The organism is Coleofasciculus sp., from assembly GCF_046565525.1.
Classification (GTDB): domain Bacteria; phylum Cyanobacteriota; class Cyanobacteriia; order Cyanobacteriales; family Coleofasciculaceae; genus Coleofasciculus.
Window position 1 is genome coordinate 1 of sequence record NZ_JBKHUP010000070.1, and the last position, 24,732, is coordinate 24,732.

Annotated in this window: 25 protein-coding genes and 3 pseudogenes; 15 read left to right on the forward strand and 13 right to left on the reverse strand. The window is 46.0% G+C overall.

The annotated features are described in order from the left end of the window. The 7 genes and pseudogenes from ACLGGO_RS23070 to ACLGGO_RS23100 all read left to right on the forward strand — a co-directional run. Positions 1-105 (forward strand): annotated as a pseudogene (locus tag ACLGGO_RS23070) (photosystem II protein D2); the annotation flags it as partial. 668 nt (positions 106-773) lie between these two features. Continuing rightward, a pseudogene (locus ACLGGO_RS23075) lies at positions 774-980 on the forward strand (4a-hydroxytetrahydrobiopterin dehydratase); the annotation flags it as partial. A 263-nt stretch (positions 981-1,243) separates the two neighbouring features. Next, the gene (locus ACLGGO_RS23080; RefSeq protein ID WP_446421061.1) at positions 1,244-3,160 is read left to right on the forward strand and encodes an iron uptake porin; all 1,917 of its coding nucleotides are present in this window, start codon (positions 1,244-1,246) and stop codon (positions 3,158-3,160) included. Between the two features lie 521 nt (positions 3,161-3,681). Continuing rightward, positions 3,682-4,119 (forward strand): RrF2 family transcriptional regulator, encoded by a 438-nt coding sequence (locus ACLGGO_RS23085; protein ID WP_446421087.1) that lies wholly within the window; start codon positions 3,682-3,684, stop codon positions 4,117-4,119. Between the two features lie 66 nt (positions 4,120-4,185). After that, a complete protein-coding gene (locus tag ACLGGO_RS23090) occupies positions 4,186-4,890 on the forward strand; it encodes a DnaJ domain-containing protein (RefSeq protein WP_446421062.1) in 705 nt (234 codons plus the stop codon). Positions 4,891-5,037: 147 nt separating this feature from the next. Then, complete coding sequence (locus tag ACLGGO_RS23095) at positions 5,038-5,910, forward strand: 6-carboxytetrahydropterin synthase (RefSeq protein ID WP_446421063.1); 873 nt, start codon at positions 5,038-5,040, stop codon at positions 5,908-5,910. A gap of 448 nt (positions 5,911-6,358) precedes the next feature. After that, positions 6,359-6,874: a CAAD domain-containing protein gene (locus ACLGGO_RS23100; RefSeq protein WP_446338240.1), complete on the forward strand. Its 516-nt coding sequence runs from the start codon at positions 6,359-6,361 to the stop codon at positions 6,872-6,874. A gap of 5 nt (positions 6,875-6,879) precedes the next feature. On the opposite strand, the gene ACLGGO_RS23105 is transcribed toward ACLGGO_RS23100, so the two are convergent. The 4 genes from ACLGGO_RS23105 to ruvC form a co-directional block, all read right to left on the reverse strand. Further along, positions 6,880-7,320 (reverse strand): DUF309 domain-containing protein, encoded by a 441-nt coding sequence (locus ACLGGO_RS23105; RefSeq protein ID WP_446421064.1) that lies wholly within the window; start codon positions 7,318-7,320, stop codon positions 6,880-6,882. Positions 7,321-7,397: 77 nt separating this feature from the next. Continuing rightward, positions 7,398-7,763: a ferredoxin-thioredoxin reductase catalytic domain-containing protein gene (locus tag ACLGGO_RS23110; protein WP_446338242.1), complete on the reverse strand. Its 366-nt coding sequence runs from the start codon at positions 7,761-7,763 to the stop codon at positions 7,398-7,400. A gap of 98 nt (positions 7,764-7,861) precedes the next feature. Continuing rightward, a complete protein-coding gene (locus ACLGGO_RS23115) occupies positions 7,862-9,028 on the reverse strand; it encodes a DUF58 domain-containing protein (RefSeq protein WP_446421065.1) in 1,167 nt (388 codons plus the stop codon). Between the two features lie 131 nt (positions 9,029-9,159). Beyond that, entirely contained in the window at positions 9,160-9,675 is a 516-nt protein-coding gene (gene ruvC / locus ACLGGO_RS23120) for a crossover junction endodeoxyribonuclease RuvC (RefSeq protein ID WP_446338244.1), read from the reverse strand. 240 nt (positions 9,676-9,915) lie between these two features. Between ruvC and ACLGGO_RS23125 the strand changes: the two genes are divergently transcribed. The 6 genes from ACLGGO_RS23125 (at position 9,916) to ACLGGO_RS23150 (ending at position 15,946) form a co-directional block, all read left to right on the forward strand. Then, positions 9,916-11,286 carry a gluconeogenesis factor YvcK family protein gene (locus ACLGGO_RS23125; protein WP_446421066.1) on the forward strand — a complete coding sequence of 457 codons (1,371 nt, stop codon included), beginning with the start codon at positions 9,916-9,918 and terminating at the stop codon, positions 11,284-11,286. A gap of 29 nt (positions 11,287-11,315) precedes the next feature. Next, positions 11,316-11,780: a tRNA (adenosine(37)-N6)-threonylcarbamoyltransferase complex ATPase subunit type 1 TsaE gene (gene tsaE, locus ACLGGO_RS23130; protein WP_446421067.1), complete on the forward strand. Its 465-nt coding sequence runs from the start codon at positions 11,316-11,318 to the stop codon at positions 11,778-11,780. Positions 11,781-11,939: 159 nt separating this feature from the next. Next, a complete protein-coding gene (locus ACLGGO_RS23135; RefSeq protein WP_446338247.1) occupies positions 11,940-12,953 on the forward strand; it encodes a GAF domain-containing protein in 1,014 nt (337 codons plus the stop codon). A 110-nt stretch (positions 12,954-13,063) separates the two neighbouring features. Then, positions 13,064-13,867, forward strand: coding sequence for a nickel pincer cofactor biosynthesis protein LarB (larB, locus tag ACLGGO_RS23140; RefSeq protein WP_446338248.1), 804 nt, complete (start codon positions 13,064-13,066; stop codon positions 13,865-13,867). A gap of 89 nt (positions 13,868-13,956) precedes the next feature. After that, positions 13,957-15,033 carry a calcium/sodium antiporter gene (locus ACLGGO_RS23145; RefSeq protein ID WP_446421068.1) on the forward strand — a complete coding sequence of 359 codons (1,077 nt, stop codon included), beginning with the start codon at positions 13,957-13,959 and terminating at the stop codon, positions 15,031-15,033. A 49-nt stretch (positions 15,034-15,082) separates the two neighbouring features. After that, positions 15,083-15,946 (forward strand): alpha/beta fold hydrolase, encoded by an 864-nt coding sequence (locus ACLGGO_RS23150; protein ID WP_446421069.1) that lies wholly within the window; start codon positions 15,083-15,085, stop codon positions 15,944-15,946. Positions 15,947-16,106: 160 nt separating this feature from the next. Here the strand turns inward: ACLGGO_RS23150 and ACLGGO_RS23155 are convergent, their stop codons facing one another. From ACLGGO_RS23155 to carA, 5 genes are all read right to left on the reverse strand, one after another. Then, positions 16,107-16,394, reverse strand: coding sequence for a DUF1816 domain-containing protein (locus ACLGGO_RS23155; protein ID WP_446338251.1), 288 nt, complete (start codon positions 16,392-16,394; stop codon positions 16,107-16,109). A gap of 72 nt (positions 16,395-16,466) precedes the next feature. Then, positions 16,467-17,453 (reverse strand): 23S rRNA (guanosine(2251)-2'-O)-methyltransferase RlmB, encoded by a 987-nt coding sequence (gene rlmB, locus ACLGGO_RS23160; RefSeq protein WP_446421070.1) that lies wholly within the window; start codon positions 17,451-17,453, stop codon positions 16,467-16,469. 22 nt (positions 17,454-17,475) lie between these two features. Beyond that, entirely contained in the window at positions 17,476-17,943 is a 468-nt protein-coding gene (locus tag ACLGGO_RS23165) for a Mini-ribonuclease 3 (protein ID WP_446338253.1), read from the reverse strand. A gap of 156 nt (positions 17,944-18,099) precedes the next feature. Further along, positions 18,100-18,468, reverse strand: coding sequence for an STAS domain-containing protein (locus ACLGGO_RS23170; RefSeq protein ID WP_446338257.1), 369 nt, complete (start codon positions 18,466-18,468; stop codon positions 18,100-18,102). Positions 18,469-18,669: 201 nt separating this feature from the next. Then, positions 18,670-19,818 (reverse strand): glutamine-hydrolyzing carbamoyl-phosphate synthase small subunit, encoded by a 1,149-nt coding sequence (gene carA, locus ACLGGO_RS23175; RefSeq protein ID WP_446338254.1) that lies wholly within the window; start codon positions 19,816-19,818, stop codon positions 18,670-18,672. A 90-nt stretch (positions 19,819-19,908) separates the two neighbouring features. Between carA and ACLGGO_RS23180 the strand changes: the two genes are divergently transcribed. Continuing rightward, positions 19,909-20,043 carry a hypothetical protein gene (locus ACLGGO_RS23180; RefSeq protein WP_446421071.1) on the forward strand — a complete coding sequence of 45 codons (135 nt, stop codon included), beginning with the start codon at positions 19,909-19,911 and terminating at the stop codon, positions 20,041-20,043. Positions 20,044-20,286: 243 nt separating this feature from the next. Next, a complete protein-coding gene (locus tag ACLGGO_RS23185; RefSeq protein ID WP_446421072.1) occupies positions 20,287-21,216 on the forward strand; it encodes a retroviral-like aspartic protease family protein in 930 nt (309 codons plus the stop codon). A gap of 38 nt (positions 21,217-21,254) precedes the next feature. Here ACLGGO_RS23185 and ACLGGO_RS23190 read toward each other — a convergent pair. The 4 genes and pseudogenes from ACLGGO_RS23190 to ACLGGO_RS23205 all read right to left on the reverse strand — a co-directional run. After that, positions 21,255-21,371 (reverse strand): annotated as a pseudogene (locus ACLGGO_RS23190) (pyridoxal-5'-phosphate-dependent protein); the annotation flags it as partial. Positions 21,372-21,374: 3 nt separating this feature from the next. Beyond that, entirely contained in the window at positions 21,375-22,277 is a 903-nt protein-coding gene (locus ACLGGO_RS23195; RefSeq protein WP_446421073.1) for an Rpn family recombination-promoting nuclease/putative transposase, read from the reverse strand. 72 nt (positions 22,278-22,349) lie between these two features. Then, a complete protein-coding gene (locus tag ACLGGO_RS23200) occupies positions 22,350-22,973 on the reverse strand; it encodes a DNA-binding protein (protein ID WP_446421074.1) in 624 nt (207 codons plus the stop codon). Between the two features lie 85 nt (positions 22,974-23,058). Further along, positions 23,059-24,711 carry a DUF3352 domain-containing protein gene (locus ACLGGO_RS23205; protein ID WP_446421075.1) on the reverse strand — a complete coding sequence of 551 codons (1,653 nt, stop codon included), beginning with the start codon at positions 24,709-24,711 and terminating at the stop codon, positions 23,059-23,061. Positions 24,712-24,732: the final 21 nt, after the last annotated feature.

Genomic DNA, 24,732 nt, shown 5'->3' on the forward strand with positions numbered 1-24,732 from the left:
ATTCTCCTGAATGAAGGAGTCCGGGCTTGGCTGGCGCCTCAAGACCAACCACACCAGAAGTTTGTATTCCCTGAGGAAGTTCTACCTCGCGGTAACGCTCTCTAATGAGTTGGACTTAGCTATCAGCTTTTCTCCCCTACCTTCGGGTAGGGGAATTTTTTTCTGTTCATGGTTCATGGTTGAGGCGGGTTGAGTTGCATCTGGGTCAAAAAGAAACGATAGTCGTGAAACCCACCCCTACATTCGGAAAAACTTTCCCGCCTCCCCCTTGCAAAATCAAAAGGGTGTGTTATTCTGATTAAAGGTGAAGAAACACCTGATGACTGACGGATTTAAAAAAACCGTACAGGGATTAAGGAGGTGATGCCCATGAGCGATAGTAGTAAATGCATGGGTCATCTGATTGGAGTTAGCCGGCTGTGCGTCGGAGCTGTTCTCTAACAGCTAGCTCAGTTCTCTTCGGAGAACTCATTTATTGAGCAACTGGGCTGGTTAAGGAGTTCCTTCCGGCAGTCTGGTTTCAATCAGAAGACCCGCTAGACCGCTCTCACACTAAGTACTATAGATTTTATCTGAGGATTTTATCTACGTACTTCTCGTGAGAGCGGATAGTTTTTGGGAATTTTTTAACTGAAGTTGATCGCCCGAGAAAGAGTATGGCTGAGTTACTCAGTGACGCAGAAATTCAACGGTTTCGCGAAAGTCCCCACTCGATGACTTCAGGCTACTGAAAACCCAGACCTCCGCGATAGCAGGTCTGAGTAGTTTATCCTATAGGACGCGAGTGCGCGTTCAGCTTTCTGATGCTATTGGTGGCGTTTGTCAATAAGATTGTTGAACCAGCAGAAGCGGCTGGACATCATCCCAATTTAGCGATTTCGTATAACAAAGTGACGATTAGCCTAACCACCCATGATGCTGGGGGTTTGACAGCTAACGATTTTGAGATGGCTCAAACGCTGTCCAAGTTAAGTGCATAGCTGTAAAAGGCTGATAAGGCAAGGGCTTAAGTACCAGTTTATAAAGCTTGACATCTAGGACGGCTTGTGTAGTACAAGCTGTCTATTTAGTTATATAATTGGCAGTATTAGCCAAAAGCTTAGCGATTGAGCGATTGGCAGATGGAGAAGAGTTCCCAGACGAACCTGAAAATAAAATAAAATATACCATCTACCATATAGACGATGTACCATAGTGCGAGAAGGGCAATCTAATTCTTTCTGTAAAGGTGTGAGGACAGAAGATGTCGAAATTACTGTGGAAGTCTCTACTTATTAGCCCAGCGGTATTAGGTGTAACCTTAGTTGCATCTACGGTGGGAGTCCGTGCAGCAGATAGCGCCAATTTGCCTATTGCTGACACTCAAACAGCGACGCCAGAAGTTCAGTTTGATGGTGTGGCTGATATTAAGGTCTCAGAGGAAATTGCGGTCAATCCGGAACAGTTAACTCCAGCAAGTCTAGGGGTGAAGCCAGAGGCACAACCCAGCCTAGCTCAAGCTGTACCGGCTACACCCAATAATGATGCTGAGATTTTAAATCAAATCAATGACTACAGCAGCGAAGGTGGAAACTCCAGCGGACAAGTGACCAGTGTAGGTCAGTTACGTGATGTTTCTCCGGGAGACTGGGCGTATGAAGCGCTACGTAGCCTAGTTGAACGCTACGGCTGTATTGCAGGGTATCCAGATGGTACATTTCGTGGAAATCGGGCGCTGACTCGTTACGAATTTGCCGCTGGTTTGAATTCTTGTTTGAACCAAATTGAGCGTTTGATTGGTACGGGTGGTTTTGATGATACTGAGCTAGTAACCCTGCGGCGGTTAATTCAGGAATTTGAAGCAGAACTGGCGACCCTAGGGGCGCGAGTTGATAATCTGGAAGGTCGTGTAGCGTTCTTGGAAGATAATCAGTTTTCCACGACGACCAAGTTAAGGGGTGAAGTGATTTTTGCCCTCACTGATTCGTTTGGTGGTTTCGATTTTGGCTTCGATGACGGTATCAATATTGTGGAAGAGGATGACACGAACACTGTCCTTGGCGGCAGGGTTCGTTTAGAATTTAACACTAGCTTTACTGGTCAAGATCGATTAGTCACTCGCTTGGCGGCTAACAACTTAGACGCTTTTCGTCCTAACAGCCCTACTATCTTAGACAATGGCACGGGAGAGGAGTTGTTTTTTAATACAGGCGAGGCGTTCCAAACCTTCAATATTGGACCTGGAAACAATAATGATGTTTTCGTAGACTGGTTGGCTTATTACTTCCCCTTCGGCAGCTCAAAAGTCTACATAGCAGGTGCGGGAGGAATTCATAGCGACTACGCTCCCACGCTAAATCCTTTCTTTGAAGACTATGACGGCGGGAACGGCGCACTGTCCACGTTTGCTTCTGAAAACCCCATCTATCGTATCGGTGGTGGTGCAGGTGCAGCACTTAGCTTGGGTGTTGGTCCTTTAGAGAGGGTTTTAGGTCCGAGTACCCTGACGGTTGGCTACTTAGCTTCCGATGCTGCAAATCCAGGAGAAGACGAGGGTTTATTAACTGGGGAATATGCGGCTCTAGCCCAGCTCAATTTCAACATCGGTGACCGGATTGGCATTGGTGCAACCTATGTCCATGCTTATCACGGTGCCGGCGGTGATATTTTTGACTTGGGTGCTGGGCGTGCTACTGGCGAGGGTGCAGTTGTAGGTACGTATTTGGCTAATAACCCTAGTGAGGTAGCAGCAATCCTGAATCCAGGGTTAGATGTAACTCCGACGGTCACCAATTCCTACGGTATAGAACTGGCTTTGCGTCTGAGTGAAAATATTTCCATCAGCGGTTTTGGTACGTTTACAGACGCCATCCTCATCGGTCAAGGCGGCGCTGAAATTTGGACTTACGGCGCTGGGGTAGCGTTGAGTGATTTTGGTAAAGAAGGTAACCTGTTAGGAATCTTCGGTGGTGTACAACCCTATCTGGGAAGTACGAGTACTCCAGGTCAGGATTTCAAGCGGGGAGGCTCCGACGATTTACCCTGGCATGTTGAAGCCTTCTACAAGTACCAGGTTACAGACAATATCTCACTGACTCCAGGTGTAATCTGGCTACTTAATCCTAACCAAGGTGGTGACGACGCAGTCATTGGTACACTCAGAACTACGTTTACGTTCTAAGCCAATTTTGCCTTTGGCAAAATTAGCCTGAAAATTAATCAATTTTCTGACCCCGCCAGTGAGCGGGGTTTTTTCAGCTTGCCCAACCTTTACCGAAAAATTGGGTCTAAAGCCTCGTCCTTAAAGGACGACTTTGTGTTAAAGTTCACTTAGAGGAAAGGGTATTAAACCTCTATAAAAACCCAGAGCCGAGAGGCATCGCACCTTGAAAACTAGGCTATTCGGGTTCTGTACAGAAAGGCTTGTACAGGTAAAAAGTCTAAGCAACAAGCACGCCCAAAACACATTCTTTCTTGTTTTCAATAGTACGATAGGGCATATCGAAACTAGCTTCTGTAATGGAGCAAAACGCTTCTGGAGAGATGCTCCTCTGGTATGAAATAGGCGACTATTTCATAGTAAGAGTGCTCGATGAAAGAAGAATCCTCACGCCTTTAGGCTGAGGAGTGTCAACAGCAAATCCCACCGGAAAACCGGGGTATACTGGGAATGGTTGCCCTGAAATGAATCAAGTGGAATCTGTGGAACTCTCCTGTAAGACGGAATATACCCTGCTTGCCCTCTTAGAACTCACGGGTCATTACAATGAGGGAGAACCCTTACAAATCCGACAGATTGCCAAGCAACAAAATATTCCCGATCGCTATTTAGAGCAGCTTCTGGCAACCCTGAAACGTGGAAATATAGTTCGTAGCCAACGGGGGGCTAAAGGGGGCTACCTTCTGGCGCGGGAACCCTGGACAATTACTCTGTTGGATGTTATCAACTGCCTAGATGGTGCAACCGCAATAGCCTCTGGTAGCAAAACAAGGGCGATAACTGAAGCCAGTGCTATCGTCCAAGAAACATGGGAGGAAGTCCGCGATCGCACCAATGAAATTTTGCAAGATTATACTCTGCAAGATTTATGGGAGAAACTGAATAATCGACGACAGTTAAACATTATGTATTACATCTAAATTAGGACGTCCCTATTCCCTATTCCCTGTTCCCTGTTCCCTGACAAAGGACAAAGGACAAATCAGATGTCATCCTTTAATCATTACCAAACACTAGATATTCACCCGCAAGCAACAGCCCAAGAAATCAAGCAAGCCTATCGGCGTTTAGCTAAGCGTTTTCATCCCGATAGTCAAACTGAAACGTCTAATGTAGAAAAAATCATCGAGATTAATGGGGCGTATGAAATTCTCAGTGATCCTCAGCGTCGCCGTTTTTATGACCAACAGCTTTTCAATCTACAGTTTTCATCTAAACTCCGCACTCGCCAACAGCGCAACGAAGCGGCGCAAAAACAGTATCAACGTCAACGGAGGCGATCGTACAATGCTGATACTCACCTAGAGGATTGGTTGCAGCAAGTCTATAAACCAGTGAACCGATTAATTATTCCCATTCTCAAATCCCTGAATACGCAAATCAATCAACTAGCGGCTGATCCCTTTGACGACGAACTCATAGCAGATTTTCAGACGTATCTAGAAAACTGTCGTCATGATCTCAATCAGGCTCAGATTACCTTTCGTTCCCAACCCAATCCCTCTCCTGTTGCTGGTGTTGCGGCTTCCTTGTATTACTGTCTCAATCAGTTGGGGGATGGTATTGATGAGTTAGAACGCTTTACCTTCAACTACGACGAACATTACCTGCATATCGGTCAAGAACTCTTCCGAATCGCCACCAGCTTACGCCACGACGCTCAAGATGCCATTAAGCATATAAACTATTAATTATAAATTTTATAATTAATCGTTAACAAAAAACAAAAAACGAATGACCAATGACCAATAACCAATGACCAATAACCAATATTCGTTTATCCTAGAATTAGTGCTAATTTACAGAAATTTACAGATTCTGACTTGCCTCAAAAACGCATGAAATGCATCATTAACCGCCGCGCCCAGTTTTCTGCCAGTCACCGCTATTGGTTACCCGAACTGAGTGAAGCTCAAAACAAGCAGAAATTCGGTCGAGGTGCCCAGTTTCCCGGTCATGGACATAATTATGTCCTATTTGTTTCCCTTGAGGGTGACCTAGACGAATACGGTATGGTGCAAAACCTATCGCAGGTCAAAAAGTTGATCAAGCAAGAGGTCACCAGCCAATTAGACTATGCATATCTGAACGATGCTTGGCTAGACTTCCAGGAAACCCTACCCACGACCGAAAACATTGCTCGTGTTATTTGGCAGAAGTTAGCACCTTATTTGCCACTTGTCAAGATACAACTATTTGAACATCCAGAACTTTGGGCTGATTATTTAGGAAACGGAATGGAAGCATATCTCACCCTATCGACCCACTTTAGCGCCGCTCATCGGCTAGCTCATCCCCAACTCAGTTATGAGGACAACTGTGAAATCTACGGCAAATGCGCTCGTCCGAACGGTCACGGACACAATTATCATTTAGAGGTTACTGTAAAAGGGGAAATCGACCCGCGCACCGGGATGATTGTCGATTTGGGAGCGCTGCAGAAGGTAATCGATGATTATGTCGTAGAACCCTTTGACCATACCTTCCTGAACAAAGACATCCCATACTTTGCCCAGGTTGTACCGACGGCGGAAAATATTGCCCTCTATATTCGGCAATTACTCCAGTCACCGATCCAAAAATTAGGAGCGAAACTGCATAAAGTTAAACTCATTGAAAGTCCCAATAACTCCTGTGAAGTCTATTGTACAGGTGAAGCATCATCGGTAGAACCGGACGCGATCGCATCCCCTGTTCTAACCTTAGTTTAGACCGATTAACACAATAGGGTAGAATCTACGTCTATGATGATGTTGGTCTATTGAGCAGCGATCAAACCCCTGCCCCTGCCTTCCATAGTCGTTGAGAGTCTAGATCCCCGGCTTCTTAGAGACGTCGGGGTTCTAGGTGCTAAAAAGTCGGGGTTCTGGGTGCTGTTTGGCTTCCGGATGCTTCTTTCCCACTCACGTAACGAGTGAATAGAAGAGGGAAACATTGACATCCCCCCACCGCTAAATCAAAGATTATAGCGGGATCATTCTCGCCGATTGAGGTAAATGAGCCAGGTATGGCAGAGTTTGAGTATCAGTCTTTTGCTTCCACCGAAGTCATAAGAAAACTTTTGGTAATATGGGCGAAAGCTTCATTATTCTGCCTATTATACCCATCTAGCTCACACAAACGATAAAATGTCCTACTTGAGGTCACAGTAGAGGAACTATGGAAACGAATCCACAAAAATCTGAATATACTGAGGGTACTTCCCCAGAGGTCAAAACTACTCCAGCGGACGCGAAAAAAATCCCAGAGTCTACAGTAGATGTCAATGTTGACCAACCGGGGACAGTAGCCCAACTCCCTGGTAACAACCAACCCATGCTGCCTCCCGCTGGTCAAACCACGGATCAAGCTTGGCAGGAGTGGGTACAGCCTGTGTTTGACTTTTTGTCCAAACTTCCGGCGATAATCAGCTCATTTTATTATGAGTACCAACAAGCCATCATTTTGATTGGGCTAGTGATAGCCGGCTTTATTACCGTGTATGTCACCCTAGCTGTACTGGATGCCATTAACGACATTCCCTTATTAGCCCCAATTTTTGAACTTGTCGGGATTGGTTACACTATCTGGTTTATTGCCCGTTATCTTTGGAAAGCCGAAAGTCGCAAAGAATTGGCTCAAGAGTTTGATGCTCTTAAAGGACAATTGCTCGGCAAAGACTCAACTCAGAGTTAACTTGATCAATATTCCCACCTGAGTCTTGGATTTGGGTGGGGATTAACTCGAATAATTCTAGGCATACTACAAATTTCTTGATTACTCTCCTCACTAGCTTGATTTGCCGTTAGCGAATTGACTAAATCAGAAATACCCTCTGCTCCAGTTTTTTGCAGGGTTTGCAAAAGCTGATAACTGTGGCTAATTAAATCGGTTACCTGAATTTCTTCATAAATAGGTTGGTAGTCACCTAAGCGTCTAATTCCCTCCCCAAGCAAGATGACAGCGCCACGCCAGTTAAGATTATTGAGGTGGTAGCAAGCGACCGAAATCTGTAATATGCCTTGATAAAACTGTTTTTTTGGCTCGACAGCCTCCATCCACAACGCCTCTAAGGTGTCGTGACAGGCATAAAATTCCTGTTGATTAAATTGCTCAACACCTTGCCAAAATTGCTCAGTCATGGGTGATTAATTCTAATGTATGAGTCATTGGTCATTTAAGGTTAAAAATGACCAATGACCAATGACAATAAAGACAATTAAGCCATGCTATCTCGAACGGATTGAATCTCCTCCATGGCAATGTCCTGCTGTTCTCCAGAAAATTCGTTGTCTGGCGTCAAAAACAACATACAGTGGCATTCTTTGCGCTCACGCATGGGGATGCAAGGACAATTCCAATAGGTGGCTTTCACCTCGGCTTCTTTGTCTTCATAATGACGGCAAGGACATAGGGGTGAACCTAAATCATCTTTGTGCTTAGCCAATCCTTCAATGACGACAGCCGTTACCGACGGGTCAACACAAAAGTAAGTACCCGTTCGTTTTGCATAAGTTTCGGCGAAATTCTTCATCGCCGCCAGTGTTTTCTCATTGGAAAGATTGGTGGTTTCTGATGTACTCATAAGTAAAATTCGCTAGATACCCTATTCCTTGGCGTGGTCGTTCAACTTTTGTTTGCATTTTAACGCAAACCAGGTTCCCCGAAGGTCATGAAGAGTTGTTAAGTTCGGGTAAGGGATTGTTGTAACTGACGTTGTAAGGGTTCTTCAGGATCAATGATTCTACCCGCGCAATTGGTAAGTCCTGAAGCCTGTCGGTCAGGTTCGGCTAATGTTGATGGAGACCAAAATAACCAACGACTGCCAGGAGGGAGGGAATTGAGACTGGAGGATTCTTGTGTGAGCCAGATTAAGGGAAGATAAGGAGGATCGCCAGTTTCTGTATCTTCTCCAGGTTGGGTCGCAGCCAGGGCTTCTAAGACGACTTGATTGCCGTGTAATAACCCTGTTCTAGCTGTCCAGAGTCTAGCGTCAAGCTGACGAGAACAGGCATAGAAGTAGAGGGAGGCGGCGGCAATAACGGCTGATTCAAAATCCTCAGATTGCCAACTTACCGAACTATCAAGGCAAATGATAATTTCTTGAGATCCGGTAAAGACTTCTAACTCCCGTACCATCAATTCCCCATAACGGGCGCTGGTGCGCCAATGAATCAGACGAGTTGCATCACCCACACGGTAAGGTCGTAGCGATCGCGTCAGGTCTTCTGTGGCTGATTGAGAACGGCGATCGCTTAACAGTTGTAAACTATCATCTGTGCCGATTTCGTCTACGATGGGGCAACTGGTCAGGGGTAATACCGTGGGATAAACAACCGCTGTGGCTGGCGCATGGCGGCTACGACGACACCAAAATAATCCTACGGGGTTTCCGGTTCTCAGTTGGATCTCATGCCAATGGTAGACGCCCCGCTTTTTGGTGGAATGGAAATAAACCCAGTGATAGACACGGCTCGGCGCAATGGTTTCAATCGCGGTTTGCAGGGGTTTTCCCAGTTCCGATTGGAGCATGTCCTGAACTTGTAAAAGGGTTTTGGCACGAGCCGTGGGATTTTCAATATCGATTTCAATGGTGAGTTCCTCGCCCACACTCACCGGAAAGATGGGATGTCGGTGGACTTTCAGATGACGTAGCGACAAGGGCGGCAAGATAGCCGCTAACCCCAATAGGGCAAAGATTATACCACTGATGACATACAGCCATCCTGACATGGTATTGGTCGCCGCACCAAAGAAACAAATCGCAATACCTGCTAATATCCATCCAGCATAAGCAGGAGTGACCCAATGGGTTTCTAACCAATCCGTGATCCGAGTAATGACTCCCATTTGACACAATCCCTACCCTGTTTAAGGTTTGATCTTATCCCATTCAATCAAATGACTCCAGAGTTGGGTGAAGCATTTTTGCAGCCAGTTATGATGCTTCGGAGTAAGTTTTTGGCAAAAATGCTTCACCCCTACGACTGATGAAACCATGCCGTTAGTGCCACAGCCAAAGCATCTGCTGCATCATCTGGCTTGGGTATAGTCTCTAAATTTAACTCTCGTGTCACCGCTTGCTGTACCTCGTACTTGTCCGCGTTACCATAACCCGTCAACGCTTGCTTCACCTGCCCGGGTGTAAACTCCACCATTGGCACCTGATGCTGGGCTGACACCAACGTGACAACCCCCCGTGCCTGAGCTACGGTAATTGTCGTACTCATCCGATAAAAAAACAGCTTCTCTACGGCAACTAGATCTGGCTGCCACTGTTCGAGTAAGGTATGCAAATCTTCATAAATTGTACAGAGTCGCTGCCCCATCTCTGTCCGTGCTGGCGTCTGAATTACACCAAAATCCAATAACTGCACCAATTCAGAGGTTGATTGTCCCTGAACCTTGGTCATCTGTTTGACTTCAGCTTGGCAGATAATTGCCCCAAAACCTAAAATCGCTAGTCCTGGGTCTAGTCCTAAAATTCGCTTTCCCATCTACCTTGCCGTATCCTAGAACACCAGTCTAGTCGTTTTGATGATCTACTTCCCCATGAGATTAATCGCCATCCCAGTATAATTCCCAGAATGTATCCTGACAGACATATCCAAAAGAGCTAATAAAGAATATGGCACAGTTGACAATCGACAACTCTCTACTCACGTCAAGGACTTGAGCAATTACACTGCTCTTAGCTAAAGTCTATCCAGTTTTGTTCTCTGTTTCTGGTATCAGCGATGTCCTCAATTAGTCTCTTCAAACGCGCTCTACGTACCCTGCACAATGAGTCAAGAGGTAGGACGCCTCGACAAGTCAATCGGTGGTTTAAGTGGTTAGCGCCCGGACTTTTCGTCAAACGCTGGTTGCTTCTGAGTGCCATAGGTGTACTACTGACGAGTCTGGGGGTGGCGATTTGGGCAAAGCTAACCCCCATTTTTTACTTAATCCAACTCACGTCCACCATTCTGGAAACAATCACCACGGTTATCCCCAACTATGTATCCGGACCGATCGCGATTATTTGTGGTCTGATTTTCATCTTCTGGGGACAAACCCGGACGGTGGGTTCGATTACTGAAGCTTTAAAACCCGGAGGCGATGAAGAACTGATAGACGTGCTGATTGCCCATCGTCGCCTGTATCGTGGCCCAAAAATTGTGGTTGTGGGAGGCGGTACGGGGTTGTCTACCTTACTCCGAGGACTGAAAATTTACAGCGCCCATATTACTGCTATTGTTACCGTAGCCGATGATGGCGGTTCCTCTGGGCGGCTGCGCCAAGAATTTGGGGTTCTGCCTCCAGGAGATATTCGCAACTGTTTGGCAGCTTTAGCCGACCAAGAAAAATTATTAACTGAGCTGTTTCAGTACCGCTTCTCGGCGGGCAATGGTCTAGTGGGTCACAGTTTTGGTAATTTATTCTTGACGGCAATGAGCGAGATTACGGGGGACTTAGAACGGGCAATTTCTGCCAGTTCTCAAGTCTTAGCGGTGCGGGGACGAGTTCTCCCAGCTACGTTGAGCGATGTTTGTCTGTGGGCAGAATTAGAAGATGGGCGTCGGATTGAAGGTGAATCGAATATTACGGCTGCCAATGGTAAAATCGTGAAAATGGGTTGCACGCCAGAAAATCCCCCGGCTCTTCCCGCCGTGCTCAAAGCAATTCACGAAGCCGATTACATTATTATTGGTCCGGGTAGTCTGTATACCAGCATCGTGCCGAATCTGTTAGTCCCAGAAATTACCGATGCGATCGCGGCAAGTACCGTTCCCCGGATCTATGTGTGTAATATCATGACTCAACCGGGTGAAACTGACGGATATACGGTCGCCGATCATGTTCGCGCCCTAGACAATGCTTGTAGTCAACCCCTATTTGATGCGGTTTTAGTGCATCGAAAGGTTCCTTCCGCCCAAGCATTGATTAAATATTCCCAAGTGAATTCCCATCCCGTTTTTCTAGATCGAGAAGAAACCGAGACTTTAGGACGACGCATTGTTTTAGCCAATGTGATGGATGAAGATGAGAACACTAATCTAGTGCGACATAATCCCGAAAAGTTAGCCCGGGTATTGCTACGCTGGTACAGTCGCGCTCATCTGTTGTAATTTAGAGTTGATCGGGTAAAAGGGAAGGAATGACTCAATTGCGTCTAAAGGATGCACAAGCCACGCGATCGCTAGGTGTTCGTCTGGGGGAATCTTTAAGAGCGGGTAGCGTGATTTTACTAGAGGGAGATTTAGGTGCGGGTAAAACCACACTGGTGCAGGGAATTGGTGCAGGCTTGGGAATCACGGACGCGATCGTCAGTCCCACGTTTACTCTAATTAACGAATATCTAGAAGGACGCATTCCACTCTATCATCTAGATTTGTACCGCCTAGAATCGGAAGCCGTAGCTGGGTTATATCCAGAAAGCTATTGGGAAGGCGTGGAAATGCCTTTGGGAATCGTCGCGATCGAGTGGGCGGATCGATTACCCTATTTACCAGAATCTTATCTGCATCTGAATTTAATCTATTTAAGCGAAGGTGGACGTCAAGCCCAGCTGATTTGTGTCTCACAGGGGAAATCTGAGGCGGCGCACGAACTGCGTCTGTGACATTATCCCACACCAGAATCTTTGATTTGGTGTGGGCTTCGATGACCACAAAGCCAAAGTATTGTCATGACAGGGATTGGATTTATGGCTTTCTCCGTAGCACAGGGGGAAATCTTACAGTGATTGGAGTGCAGGTGCATTGAATGGATAGAGGTACAAATGAGCGATCGCAACAAGTCCTACGAACAACTCCTGGCGGAAGTGGCATCCCTACGCCGCCAAGTGATTAAACTGAAAATGACTAAAATGGCGTTTGATGCCCAACATCAGCTCATGAGAACCTTTGCCACAACTTTGCAAGCGGCGAGGGGGACACTGATGATCAGAGCCATGTTGCAACAAATTGTGACGATTGCTACCAAGCTAACTCGTGCTGAATCTAGTAGTTTGTTCTTACTCGATACCCATGGCGTTGTCACCGAAAGTATTCTGGCTCGTGGTGCGACGCTACGGGGACAAAAGCAACGGCTGATTGGTCAAGTATTGGATAAAGGTTTAGCGGGTTGGGTTTATCGTAACCGCCAACTGGGACTGATTACTGATACGATCCAGGACGAGCGCTGGTTGACCTTACCTAATCAACCTTATTCCGTTCGCTCCGCCCTTGGCATCCCCATTCTTATGGGTAAGGAAGTATTAGGAATTCTCACGTTAACCCACTCACAACCTGGACATTTTAGCCCGGAATCTGCTCATCTAATGCAAATCACAGCAGAATCTATGGCACTGGTGCTTGACAATGCTCGACTCTATCATGAACGTCAGCAGCAAGAAATGGACTTGGAGTTACAGCAGACTCAAAAGCAAGCAACCGATCAATCTCGCCAAAGTGTACCTCAATCCTTCCGCGAGAAAGAATTTTCCCGAATTGGCATATATATCCTGTTTGGCGAAGGGAATTTTCTGTATGTCAATCCCAGATTAGCTGAAATTTTTGGCTATACTTTTGGGGAACTGATCTCCTTAGAATCGGTTCTCGATCTCGTATGTCTGGATAATCGTAAGTTTATTGAACAACAAATTTCTAGTTGCATTCAGGGCCAAAACAAAAACCTTTCCTGTCGATTTAAAGGGCAGCGGAAAGATAGAAGTTTGATTAATATAGAAGTCTATGGAAACCGAACTAAACTTTACGGTAGGTTTGTAATTATCGGGGCACTCAGAGCAATGTGACTAGAATTAACAGGTTGAAATAAGCGATAATAATGTATAAATTTTCTGATTAATTAAGAAAATTTAAATTATAAATAAAAATTAAGCTAATTAAAGGATTTAAATAACTTATGACTCAACCTCAAGCTATAAAATCTTTGCTGGAATCAGTGGCGGCTGGCGAAATTAGTCCTGCGGTTGCCTTAGATAAACTCAAACATTTTACCTTTGAGTCAGTTAGTGACTTTGCGAAGATTGACCATCACCGCACATTAAGAACAGGTTTTCCAGAGGTGATTTGGGGTTTAGGTAAAACACCTGATCAAATTGCACAAATTATGGCAGCCATGCGAAAACGCAATTCAGTTGTGATGGCAACGCGCATCTTCCCTGATGTGTTTGCCCAACTCCAAGCCACAGTCCCCGATATCCACTATTATCCGACTGCCCGGATTTGTGCGATCGCGCCCGAAACTGTTCCATCCAATTCTCCAGGAACGATTAGTATTATATGCGCTGGAACCTCAGATTTATGGGTTGCTGAAGAAGCAGCAGTTACGGCTCAACTGTGTGGATTTCAAGTCCTGCGTCTGTGGGATGTGGGTGTAGCGGGACTCCACCGCTTGCTGAGTCATCAACAGGTGATTGCTGAGGCGAATGTGCTAATTGTCGTAGCTGGAATGGAAGGAGCATTACCTAGTGTTGTTGCGGGTTTAGCTGATTCTCCAGTCATTGCCGTTCCCACCAGCATCGGCTATGGTGCTAGTTTTGGTGGACTCGCTCCTCTTTTAACCATGCTCAATTCTTGTGCGCCAGGAGTGGGAGTGGTGAATATTGATAACGGTTTTGGTGCGGCAATTCTGGCGGGTCAAATTCTGCGGACAGCACAGAAGTTATCCAGGAAATATAAGGGGGAAATTCCTCCCCATACATAAATGACAGGGGTTTCCATTCGCCCCCTTACCAACCCTGATTTTCGATTAACCCATACCCTGTAATCTGTTCCCACACCGGATAAACCCTGATGGATGCCATCACTGTACTATTTTTAATTAGTGGATTTGTTTTATTGATTGTCGGAGCAGAAATTCTGGTACGGGGAGCATCCAAATTAGCTGTAGCGGCTGGACTTTCACCCCTAGTCGTCGGATTAACGGTTGTGGCTTATGGCACCAGCGCTCCGGAATTAGCTGTATCTGTACAGTCGAGCTATGCGGGACAAGCCGATATTGCCATTGGTAATGTCGTGGGTAGTAATATTGCCAATATTTTGTTAATTCTGGGTGCTTGCGCCGCCGCTGCTCCGTTGATTGTCTCGCGACAGTTGGTGCGACTGGATGCGCCCCTAATGACTGGAATATCGTTAATGGTATGGTTAATGGGGTGGGACGGTAAACTCGGTCGAGGGGATGGGATTTTCCTGGTGATGGGAGCGATCGCTTATACCCTATTTACCCTATACCAAGGACGTCAAGAAAGTCAGTCCCAGGAATTATCTGAGGAAAACAGTAATCGCGGCTCTCGCCGAGGGATCTATCAGATTTTACTCAACCTAGGACTAATTATTGGCGGTGTAGGGCTTTTGGTGCTCGGATCAAACTACCTAATCAAAGGATCTGTAAATGTTGCCCAGACGCTTGGGGTAAGTCAATTGATTATTGGCTTAACCATTGTTGCCGTTGGCACTTCGCTACCAGAAATTGCCACGTCAGTTGTTGCCGCGATTCGAGGTGAACGGGATATTGCGGTTGGTAATGCAGTTGGCAGTAATATTTTTAATCTCCTGTTAGTGTTGGGAGTGTGTGGTATCCTTACGCCTGATGGTATAGCGGTATCAATACCTGCTTTAACTTTTGACATTCCTGTCATGATTGCTGTAGCCGTTGCTTGTCTGCCAATTTTCTTTACGGGTTATCGGATTGATCGGTGGGAGGGGATTCTGTTTCTGGCATACTACGTCGCTTATACGCTGTATTTGTTTCTTAACGCAACTGAACATGATGCATTGGCAGAATTTAGCGCAATCATGCTCCTGTTTGTCATGCCGTTGACTCTAATAACATTGGTTATTCTGGCGGTTCGTTCCTTCCGCAAAAATTGAATTGTTATCCGCCATTTTTCCAAAAACTTTTGTGGAGGACTTTACAGAGGTGTTGATAGGTAGAATCTCCCAACCTGTTCAACTTAATGTTTACTGCCAAGGTAAAGGCTTTCCGATTCTCTGCCTCCATGGTCATCCGGGATCGGGTCGTTGTATGTCGGTTTTTACCGACCATCTATCTCAACGATTCCAAACCCTGTCTCCTGACTTGCGAGGATATGGTCGCAGTCGTACCTTAGAAGCGTTTCAGATGAGTGACCACCTGATAGATTTGGAGGATTTGCTTAACCGCTTCGATATCCATCGTTGTTTGGTAATCGGCTGGTCTCTGGGTGGGATTCTCGCCATGGAATTAGCGCTAAGGCTACCTGAGAGAGTTAGTGGTTTAATTTTAGTCGCCACAGCCGCACGACCTAGAGGAAACCATCCTGCGATCGCGTGGCAGGATAATCTCTATACAGGGATCGCCTCTGTGTTAAATCGCGTCTCTCCAGGATGGCGGTGGAACATTGAAACCTTTGGGGTGCGATCGCTCTATCGCTATCTCATCCAAAACCATAGTGCAACAGCTTACCAGTATTTGGCACAGGAAGCCTTATCCGCTTATCTCCAAACCTCTAAGGTGGCAACTGGTGCCCTCAATCAAGCATTAAAAGCTGGATACAATAGACTGGCTGACCTAGAACAAATTCAATGTCCCTGTCTAGTATTAGCGGGAGAAGCCGATCGCCATATCACCGCTACATCGAGTCAAGAAACGGCTCAACACCTACGAGAATCTCAGTGGCGTTGCTATCCTCATACAGCTCACCTGTTTCCTTGGGAAATTTCCAATCAGGTACTCAGTGATATTGATAATTGGATTGAACGTCACTCTCAAGTTGTTGATCTCAAGGGACAAAAAGAAACCTAAAAAAGGGACTGGCTATAGGGTGTGGGGAAAATTTTTTTCCCTGTCATGAGTAGATTTAACAAAAGCTTCCGTGTTTCCTATACCCTACCTAGAATGTTGATTCTAGGTAGGGACTGCGCTCAACTTTTGTTCAATTGTTCCCCACACCCGACAAGACGTTCTAGGAAAGTTGTCCACTCAAGGTTGGGACTCTCACACTAACCGTTGACTCTTCCAAGGTTTCGTCAAAAATTGTTAGATGAATCGGTTTGCCGCGCATAATCGTCACGGAAATCCCTTGAGCGCCTTCATTTTCTAGATCTTCAATATATCCACCTTGAGCGGATTCGGCTTCCTGTTTACTGGAGAATGGACCGAAATAGTAGGTGCATTGGGGATCGTCTGTGATGATTTCTACCCAAAACGCTAAGCCTAAAAATTGGAGAGTGTTGATCAAAAGTTCTTTCATACTATTTACCTAGTCGATGGGATGCTATGTGGTCTTGTTAATTCCCTGCTGTTTACATTTTGTTATACTACTTTACGTTTCTTTTTTCCAAGAATTTTTGCTGAGATCGTCAAGATGCAGTGGGTTAACCCAACGCTGGCGATAGGTTTCATACAACGTCATGGCTGCAGCTACAGAAGCGTTGAGGCTAGGAGTCTTGCCATACAGGGGAACCGAAACCAACACATCACAGCAGCGTTGAGTCAACATACTTAGACCACTACCTTCTGAACCAATAACTAATACTATCGAACCGCTTAAGTCAACAGTGTGTAGTAGCTTACCACCGTCAGCACAAGTCCCATAAATCCAAAAACCAGCGGTTTTCAGCTCCTCTAAAGCCCGACTCAGATTGACCACTCTGGCAATCTGCAAGGTTTCTAACGCGCCGGCTGCTACTTTCATCACGGTGGAGGTAACGCCTACGGCTCGTCGTTGGGGAATAACCAAACCTTGAGCGCCCAAGGCTTCTGCAGTACGAATAATAGCACCTAAATTGTGGGGATCACTAATCCCGTCACAAACGATGATCACGGGGTATTTGCTGGTGGATTTGGCAGTTTGAATCAAATCCCCTAACTCCTTGTAGGAGTAAGGCGCAACTTGAGCCGCGACACCTTGATGATTGGCGCCTTGAGTAATTTGGCTGAGGCGTCGCGGATCAACTTCATCGATAACCGTACCGTTGGCTTTAGCTTGCAGTAGTAACGAGTGAAAGCGGTGATCATAGCGTAACTGGGGCAAAATCCACACCCGATTGAGCTGGCGTTGATTTTCGAGGGCGGCTAAAACCGGATGGCGTCCGTAGAGTAAGTCAACATCTTCTGACAAAGTGGACTCAGACTCCGGTGTTTGGGACGGCGATGGTTGGGAATCTGGGTGACGTTTGAGAATAGGCTTATCAGGGGAGCGTTGATCCCTGAAGAATTTACCTTTAGAGGAGGGACGGCGATGGTCATGTTGGAACTTCCCTAGCTTCGGCTTGCCAGAGGTGTGAGAGCGGCGATCTTGATTAGCCATAGTATTATAGTATACGAATGATTTAGGGGGTATCGAGTTCTAAATACGCCAATAACTCAGTCAAACGTTGGGGATCACTCAGATACAGATATCCAAGTAATGTTTCTAAGCTGGTGGCTTGTTGATAGATTTTGCGATTGAGGCGTCGTGACGTTCCAGTCGCCGCATTTCGTCCACGTCGCAATAGTGCTAATTCGGGTTCAGTTAGGTAAGGTTCGAGCGATCGCAGCGTATTCGCTTGACTTTCGGCGCGGACTTGAGCCACGACTTGATCATGATAATCACATAGACGTTTAGGTGGGAGTAAATAACGACTGCGAATATAGAGTTCATACACAGCATCTCCCAGATAAGCCAACGCCGCTGGTGAGATCTGTTGGATTTGGCATTGGGGATCGGCTGCAGCATTCAGTTGCCGAAATCGGGCTTCTGTTCCAGAAAGGGCTGAGTTATTGTCTGTGCTGTTTGAAGTCTCTTCCTGCTGCTCCATAAAACTCGGACAAGATGAAGGGCTATTTCAATGCCCGTCCCTATTTTAGCCGGCTCCTAGACGTAGAATGCTACGTCTGGAACATGTTTCTTGACGAATAACGGGAAATCCCCCGCCGCAATGTCAGGGGATGGGTTTCACACTTTTGTTGGTCAACTAGGCTTTTTTGATGTTTTCTAAGGCTACGTCAACCGATGGTTGAAGTGAGAGAAATTGTTCTAGACGCACTAACTTCACCGTTTGAGTCACACGGGGATTGGTGACAATTTGCAATTTTCCCTCAGCCGTTTGAGCCTTTTTCGCTATACGCACTAAAGCGCCTAAGCCCGAACTATCCACGAAATCGATCTTAGAGAGATCCAAAATAATATTTTTTGGTCCCTCATCAACACATTTACCAATAACCTTCCCAAAGGTTGGTTCTGAGAAGGCATCTAACAATCCAGTCAGGCGGAAAAGTTGATAATTGCTTTTGACCTCACGAGTCCCTCTTAAGCTGACTGTCAGGTTGAGTTGCTCAGGAATAACACCCTCCTAGCTGTACTTACACTAAACTAATTCAACATGGGTTGGTGGTTTACCAGCGATTAAGCTCATTCGATAGTATAGCGAGAAGTTTAGTGATCATCCACATCGAGTTCGGCGGGCGTGGAAATAACCCACCGATCAAAATTTTCCCCTCGCTTCCAGAGGTAGCCGATTACATCTGGAATATGACTAGCGAACTTATTTACGGGCTTTGTGCGATCGCATGGATTCGACAAACTGATTAAACAAGTAGTCGGCATCATGAGGACCCGGACTCGCTTCTGGATGGTATTGCACCGAGAAGAATGGTAGCGTCTTGTGACGCAATCCTGCCACAGTACGGTCATTCAGGTTTAGATGAGTAATTTCCACATCTGCCCCTAATGACTCAGACTTGATCGCAAATCCATGGTTTTGGCTAGTAATTTCTACCCGTTGCTGTAACCCAGCCGGGTGATTCAACCCGCGATGCCCGAATTTTAGCTTAAAGGTTTCAGCTTCCATCGAAAGCCCCAATATCTGGTGTCCCATGCAGATGCCAAAGAGGGGTTTTCGGTGTTTTAACAAGGCTTTGGTCGTTTCAATACCTTCCTTAACCGCCGCCGGATCGCCAGGTCCATTGGAGAGGAAAATTCCATCGGGGTTGTACTTGAGAATTTCTTCGGGGGACGTATTCGCCGGTACCACGATCACGCGACAACCATAGCTGGCTAAACGCCGCAGAATGTTGCGTTTGATGCCAAAATCGATCGCCACCACGGTTAGGGGTTCACCCGCCGTCGATTCAGCCGTGGGACTAAACTCCCAATGATTATCTGTGGCTTGGGACCACTCGTAAACGGCTTTGGTGGTAACTTCCTGCACGAGATTTAACCCCGCCATACTCGGCGCGGCTTGCACTTGCTGCAGCAATTCGCCGGGATCAAGAATTTCTGTGGAAATACCGCCATTCATCGCCCCGGTTGAACGCAGTTTGCGAGTCAGCGCCCTCGTATCAATCCCGTAAATTCCGGGGATATGGTGTTGCTTGAGGTAGTCGGGTAAAGACTGGGTTGAACGCCAATTACTGGGACGCCAACAAATGTTCCGGGCGATCGCGCCCCGGATCTGAGGATGGGCTGATTCTTCGTCCTCTGGGTTAACCCCTGTGTTTCCCAGTTCGGGATAGGTAAAGGTGACAATCTGACCACAGTAGCTGGGATCTGTTGCCACTTCTTGATACCCCGTCATGGCGGTGTTAAATACGACTTCTCCAATTGCCGTACCTGAAGCGCCGAAAGACCAACCGGGGTAGGATGTTCCATCCGCCAGCACCAGAAGCGCTGGTGTAGCCGCTGAAATAGGCATAAGCAGTTTTTTTGTTGATGGTTGGTTGATTGTTATTTCTAAGAGTACGATAACTTGAACGCTCAACTGAGGCGATATTATCTCATAGCAATGGAAAAACTGGCGAGGATTGTTGGCAGCGATCGTGAAAATCCCCCGACTGGATCAGCCTGGGGGAAGGAAGCTATGAGGAAATTTGAAGGGAAACAAGCATTACTGGGGCGTCGATTTCACCTTGATGGTTGAAATGGTGACCGCCTTCACCGTAATGTCACCTACATCAAACAGTACAGTAATGAATGAATGGAGGTTATTCGAGTGTGACTTTTATAATCCTGGATTGCCCACTGTCTGAGCAAGATCAGTTGTATCTCTGTCTAGATCGGCAAAACTGATCTTGATTTTTTTGCCCTCATAAGATAGTCGAGAAAGGCAAGATCATTCGTCATAATAAAAAGAAATAGCTCATGAGCTGTTTGAGCCTATACTATGTCATTTTGCGATCGCGCCGTCATTGTCTTTCTTTCTAGCACCTTAACATTAAGCATGGGTGCTTGTAGTCGTCTGGATTCCTCAGAGCGTCTGGAGGAGGACTCTCAACCGATTGTTACCTCGAGTGCGCCAAGTGTTTCCACTCAACCATCGACACCTCCGGAATCAGTAGAAACCACCACACAGCCATCCCCCCAAACCGCCACAGAAATTTATCAACAAGCACTGGATACTGCCTATAGCGCCGCGACGATTAGTCAATCTGCCCAATCGGCTGATGATTGGCAGTTAGTGAGCAGCCGTTGGCAAGAGGCGATCGCGCTTTTAGAATCCGTGTCATCGTCTAGTCCCACCTATGCGATCGCCCAGTCGAAAATCGCAGAATATAAACGCAATCTTAACATTGCCCAACAACAAGCCACTCGTCCTCCTATCCCTGATCCTGAACCCCTAACCGTCGCCACCCAAACGGTTACTAAAATCCCCAATTCCTCAGACGCAGATGCTGAAAATCCGGCGACATCCGAGAAACCGTTACAGGAAAATAGAGAAACCCCAAAAATCGTTAAAGCGCCAATCAAGGAGCGAATTGGTCGAACACCTGTAATTGAAGTAACCTTTAATGGTGAACAGACCTTTAACATGGTTGTTGATACAGGGGCAAGTGGTACAGTGATTACTCAAGCCATGGCGCAGCGTCTGGGTGTAGTTCCAGAGGGTGAAATTACCGCCGATACAGCCAGTGCTAAGGGGGTTAAGTTTGCGATTGGTCAAGTGGAATCTATCGCTGTGGGAGAAGCGATTCAACAGAATATCCAAGTCGCGATTGGGGGTGCAGATTTAGACGTGGGATTATTGGGTCAAGACTTCTATAGTCACTATGATGTAGTGATTCGAGAAGATGTTGTCGAATTTCAACAACGTTAAGGACAAAACCCTAGCCTTTGAGCTTAATCCATGCTTCTATTGGGAAATAAGGTTTTGGCGGTAATCGCACAGCCAGAAAGTAAACCACCGCCACCACAACAGACGAGTAAGATATCCAGTTGACCGATTTGTTCAATCAGTTCTTGGGCAACGGTACATCAAGACAGCCAGTTGAGTAAATCCTCACGGGTATTAAAATCCCACAGTGCTTCTCCTAAACGTTCTAAATCTTGGACTGTCAAGGCTTCAATTGATGCGATCGCGTCAGCAGGTATTTCTCCAAAACGACGCTCAATCTGTCGCAATAGTAAAGCTCTTTCGCCTTTTGTTATTCCCTCTTCTATTCCTTCCCTTTTGGCTAAACTCAATTCCCCTCGCCTGTCCTCCAATAATATTTCTTCTTTTTGGATTTCTTCCAACTCTTCAACACTCAAACTAGCTTGATTCGCTATAGTTAAGGCTTTTTCAATTTGTGGGACTTCTCTCAGGTTTTCAGGAATGATTTCTAAGTTGGACGTTTCTTTGATAAAGTAGATCCACTTATCGATTACTGTCTCCAACTCTTCCAGCTTCTTCGTAAATTTTGGCAGTTCCACAAACACTAGCTTTAGCTCATGCTCCTGATAGGGAAGGTGTTCGACGGCTTCTTGAAAGTAAAAACAGTTAATTACTTTTTCCGTTGATGAGAATAATTTAAAGTCAGTGATGGTTAAAGCAATGACCGGATTGAGATAAGAATATCCCTGTCCCGACTTGAGCTGATTGGTGTAGGTTTTACACAAGTTATAAATGACTCGTTTTTGAAACGCTTCAACATTCCAAAGTTGCATTTCAATAATTACATTTGTTTTATCGGCTAATACTGCCTTAACATCCAGATAACTATCTTTTAAATTGACCACATTGCCAGGATTATAGGGTTCGATAATTTCTAAGTCCTGGATGATGGAATTACCGGAGTATATCATAGCATTGAGGAAGGAAATTAGAATGTCCTTACTCTCGTTTGAGCCAAAGATTTTCTTGAACGCAAAGTCAGTTTTTGGACTGATGAATCTCATCGGTTTAGCCCGGTTTTGCTGAGTTGTTTGTTAAGGTCTTTATTTTGAGGATAACTCAATTCAACTTCTCAATTAAGACGAGCCGTCCTCCTGCCAAGAAATCACCCTAACGTTGTAAAACGTTTCGATCCAAACCTTAGCACCACATCTGGGACTATCTGGACGATAAACAACCCGGCATCCTCCCGGTATTTCTACCTCATGTCCATACACATTAGTCTTGCCGGTTTGGGGAGCCTGTGCCTTTGTCCCAATCACCGGCGTTGGGTCGCACCACTTTTTGACTGTAATCACCGGCTGGTGTGAGTTGTGTTTTTGATTCTGTCGAATTCTCTGTGAGTTAACGTGAATGATTGTTTTCGCTGGCTTTCTGGGATTGCGCCAACGGGGAGCCGGGCCTCTTTGACCGGGCTTAATCAGCGGTTTGCCGTTAAATAGAGGCATTAACCACATTTTCCCGGTCTTGTAAGCGCCTTCCACTCTACCGGAAATCAGCAGGACTCTCAGTCGAGCGGTAGAGATATTTAAAATTTCAGCGGCTTCTGTCGTACCGACGATCATGTTAACGATAAGGATAGCGTAATAGTTTTGAGTAAGGTAGTTGTAATTTACCAGCCCACAGCCAGGGATACCTGCCACCCGATCGCCGGGGTAAATTAAACTACGGTATAAGGCTTTAGCCCGGTTGCAGTACATCTGAAAGGGGGAACTTCAGATTAAAAATAACCCAAGCGCGATCGCGGACGTAGTGCAAGTCCTAGCGTCGGTCAATACAAGTATTTTATCGGTTAATAGTTTTAGGTTCAAGCCTAACAATCATTTCAAAAATATGAGTCGAGGGGTTTGCTTGAGTCGCAGTTCCGCCGATTCCTTGCACGGAATTTAAAATAGCTAAAGCAGTTTGGGTATCGGAGGAAGAGTCAGGTGTTTCTGGGATGGTATTTTCTAGAAAACCATTAACCACAGTCATCGTTTTATCCATATCCAGATAAAAGTAACCATTATTAGATTGAGGTAAATTTTCTGTTACCGCCGTAAACGATTCACTCTGATCAAGAGACGGTTCAGTCTTCGCCAGCATTTTTTCTACCATCGGTTCACCAATCGCGATAAATAGTGTGTTTTGATCCAGCCAACCATATCCTAACCAGGTTCCTTGTCCAGGAATTGTCCACTCAGTAACTGATTGTCCTTGAACGGTTCTCGGTAAAACTTGAATAGTATTCTGTTGGGCGAGGGTATCGAGTTGAGTTAACGTGGCTTGTGCGGTGGCGCGATCGCTGGTTTGAAAGACAATCACCCCACCAAAGCCAACGGGGGCGAGTATCCCTTCTGTGGAGGGAATCACGCCGAGGGCAAATTCCCCATCCATCCAGCCAAAGATACCGTTATCCACGTCTAAATTGATGCTATTGGCGGCACTTCTGAGGCTGTTGAGTCCTTGTTGCAATTGGGGATCGGTTTGGGCGGATTCTGCGATCGCATCCCATCCTTGGCTAATCCCATTTCCGGTTAACAGCATCATCGTTGAAGCGGGAAATTGACTGATAATTTGACCCGGATTGGGTTTAAATTCGACTTGAATTGCCGAGGGTTCAACATTGGCGATGGTTTTCAGGCGGATTCCCACGTCATCAATCCCCATTCCCATTTTGACTGACTTAAACCCTTGCAACTGTTCTAAGGTGGCGGGGGGTAAGGGTGCAACCTCTGGATTATTGGCAACCATCTCTTGCACAAAGGCAGTATAGTCAGGGATATAAAACTTGACGATTGGGTTGAGAATATCGATATCTTGGGAGAATAGCTTAGCAACATCCCCTTGGCTAGCCAGGGACGGTTCTCCCTTAAAACTATCAATGGCTAATTGTACAGGTTTCACATCTTCGGATATGACCAAATGTTGTCTCAAGACGGCTGAATAGAAAGTTTTTTCCGCGTCGGTTGTCTCCAAAATAGTCAACCCGTTATAGTCAATCTCCTGAGTTTTTCCCAGTTTCTCTTCGCGTTTTAATTGGCTGGCAAACTTTAAGAGATTGAATTTATTTTTGATGGTGACAACGGTTAAAATCTGGGAGTCGTCTACAGCTTCAGGAGAAGTAGACGGTAAAACGGCAACCGTGACATTCCCCAGCCAAGGTTCTAAGTCTTTCTCGTAACTAATTTGGGAATCCTTAAAAGTTTCTGCTTGTAAATCGTCCAGACTCTGATTCACTAAAGTTTGTAGTTCTGGCGTGCCAAACTTCTGCAACTGCATCCAGGCTTGAGGGTCAGTGGAAATAAAGCCAACCATCACGGCTTCATCGGGGATAACTTTAGCACTGGCGGCTGGGGTATCTACGACACCCCAAAATCCTTGGGCGTAAAGATAAGCGGCGCCACCTCCTACAGCAACTAGGGTTGTGCCAATTATGAGAAATTTTTTAAATGACATTTTAAATGTCTCCTAACGAGG

Bases quoted from the DNA above. Each gene is read 5' to 3' on its own strand.
- ruvC (WP_446338244.1), bottom strand. From the start codon at position 9,675: ATGGGAAAGCGAATTTTAGGACTAGACCCAGGACTAGCGATTTTAGGT.
- ACLGGO_RS23095 (WP_446421063.1), top strand. From the start codon at position 5,038: ATGAAATGCATCATTAACCGCCGCGCCCAGTTTTCTGCCAGTCACCGC.
- rlmB (WP_446421070.1), bottom strand. From the start codon at position 17,453: ATGGCTAATCAAGATCGCCGCTCTCACACCTCTGGCAAGCCGAAGCTA.
- ACLGGO_RS23165 (WP_446338253.1), bottom strand. From the start codon at position 17,943: ATGGAGCAGCAGGAAGAGACTTCAAACAGCACAGACAATAACTCAGCC.
- tsaE (WP_446421067.1), top strand. From the start codon at position 11,316: ATGACTCAATTGCGTCTAAAGGATGCACAAGCCACGCGATCGCTAGGT.
- ACLGGO_RS23180 (WP_446421071.1), top strand. From the start codon at position 19,909: ATGGAAAAACTGGCGAGGATTGTTGGCAGCGATCGTGAAAATCCCCCG.
- ACLGGO_RS23105 (WP_446421064.1), bottom strand. From the start codon at position 7,320: ATGACTGAGCAATTTTGGCAAGGTGTTGAGCAATTTAATCAACAGGAA.
- carA (WP_446338254.1), bottom strand. From the start codon at position 19,818: ATGCCTATTTCAGCGGCTACACCAGCGCTTCTGGTGCTGGCGGATGGA.
- ACLGGO_RS23185 (WP_446421072.1), top strand. From the start codon at position 20,287: ATGTCATTTTGCGATCGCGCCGTCATTGTCTTTCTTTCTAGCACCTTA.
- ACLGGO_RS23205 (WP_446421075.1), bottom strand. From the start codon at position 24,711: ATGTCATTTAAAAAATTTCTCATAATTGGCACAACCCTAGTTGCTGTA.
- ACLGGO_RS23080 (WP_446421061.1), top strand. From the start codon at position 1,244: ATGTCGAAATTACTGTGGAAGTCTCTACTTATTAGCCCAGCGGTATTA.
- ACLGGO_RS23145 (WP_446421068.1), top strand. From the start codon at position 13,957: ATGGATGCCATCACTGTACTATTTTTAATTAGTGGATTTGTTTTATTG.
- ACLGGO_RS23135 (WP_446338247.1), top strand. From the start codon at position 11,940: ATGAGCGATCGCAACAAGTCCTACGAACAACTCCTGGCGGAAGTGGCA.
- larB (WP_446338248.1), top strand. From the start codon at position 13,064: ATGACTCAACCTCAAGCTATAAAATCTTTGCTGGAATCAGTGGCGGCT.
- ACLGGO_RS23125 (WP_446421066.1), top strand. From the start codon at position 9,916: ATGTCCTCAATTAGTCTCTTCAAACGCGCTCTACGTACCCTGCACAAT.
- ACLGGO_RS23090 (WP_446421062.1), top strand. From the start codon at position 4,186: ATGTCATCCTTTAATCATTACCAAACACTAGATATTCACCCGCAAGCA.
- ACLGGO_RS23100 (WP_446338240.1), top strand. From the start codon at position 6,359: ATGGAAACGAATCCACAAAAATCTGAATATACTGAGGGTACTTCCCCA.
- ACLGGO_RS23200 (WP_446421074.1), bottom strand. From the start codon at position 22,973: ATGTACTGCAACCGGGCTAAAGCCTTATACCGTAGTTTAATTTACCCC.
- ACLGGO_RS23115 (WP_446421065.1), bottom strand. From the start codon at position 9,028: ATGGGAGTCATTACTCGGATCACGGATTGGTTAGAAACCCATTGGGTC.
- ACLGGO_RS23195 (WP_446421073.1), bottom strand. From the start codon at position 22,277: ATGAGATTCATCAGTCCAAAAACTGACTTTGCGTTCAAGAAAATCTTT.
- ACLGGO_RS23110 (WP_446338242.1), bottom strand. From the start codon at position 7,763: ATGAGTACATCAGAAACCACCAATCTTTCCAATGAGAAAACACTGGCG.
- ACLGGO_RS23155 (WP_446338251.1), bottom strand. From the start codon at position 16,394: ATGAAAGAACTTTTGATCAACACTCTCCAATTTTTAGGCTTAGCGTTT.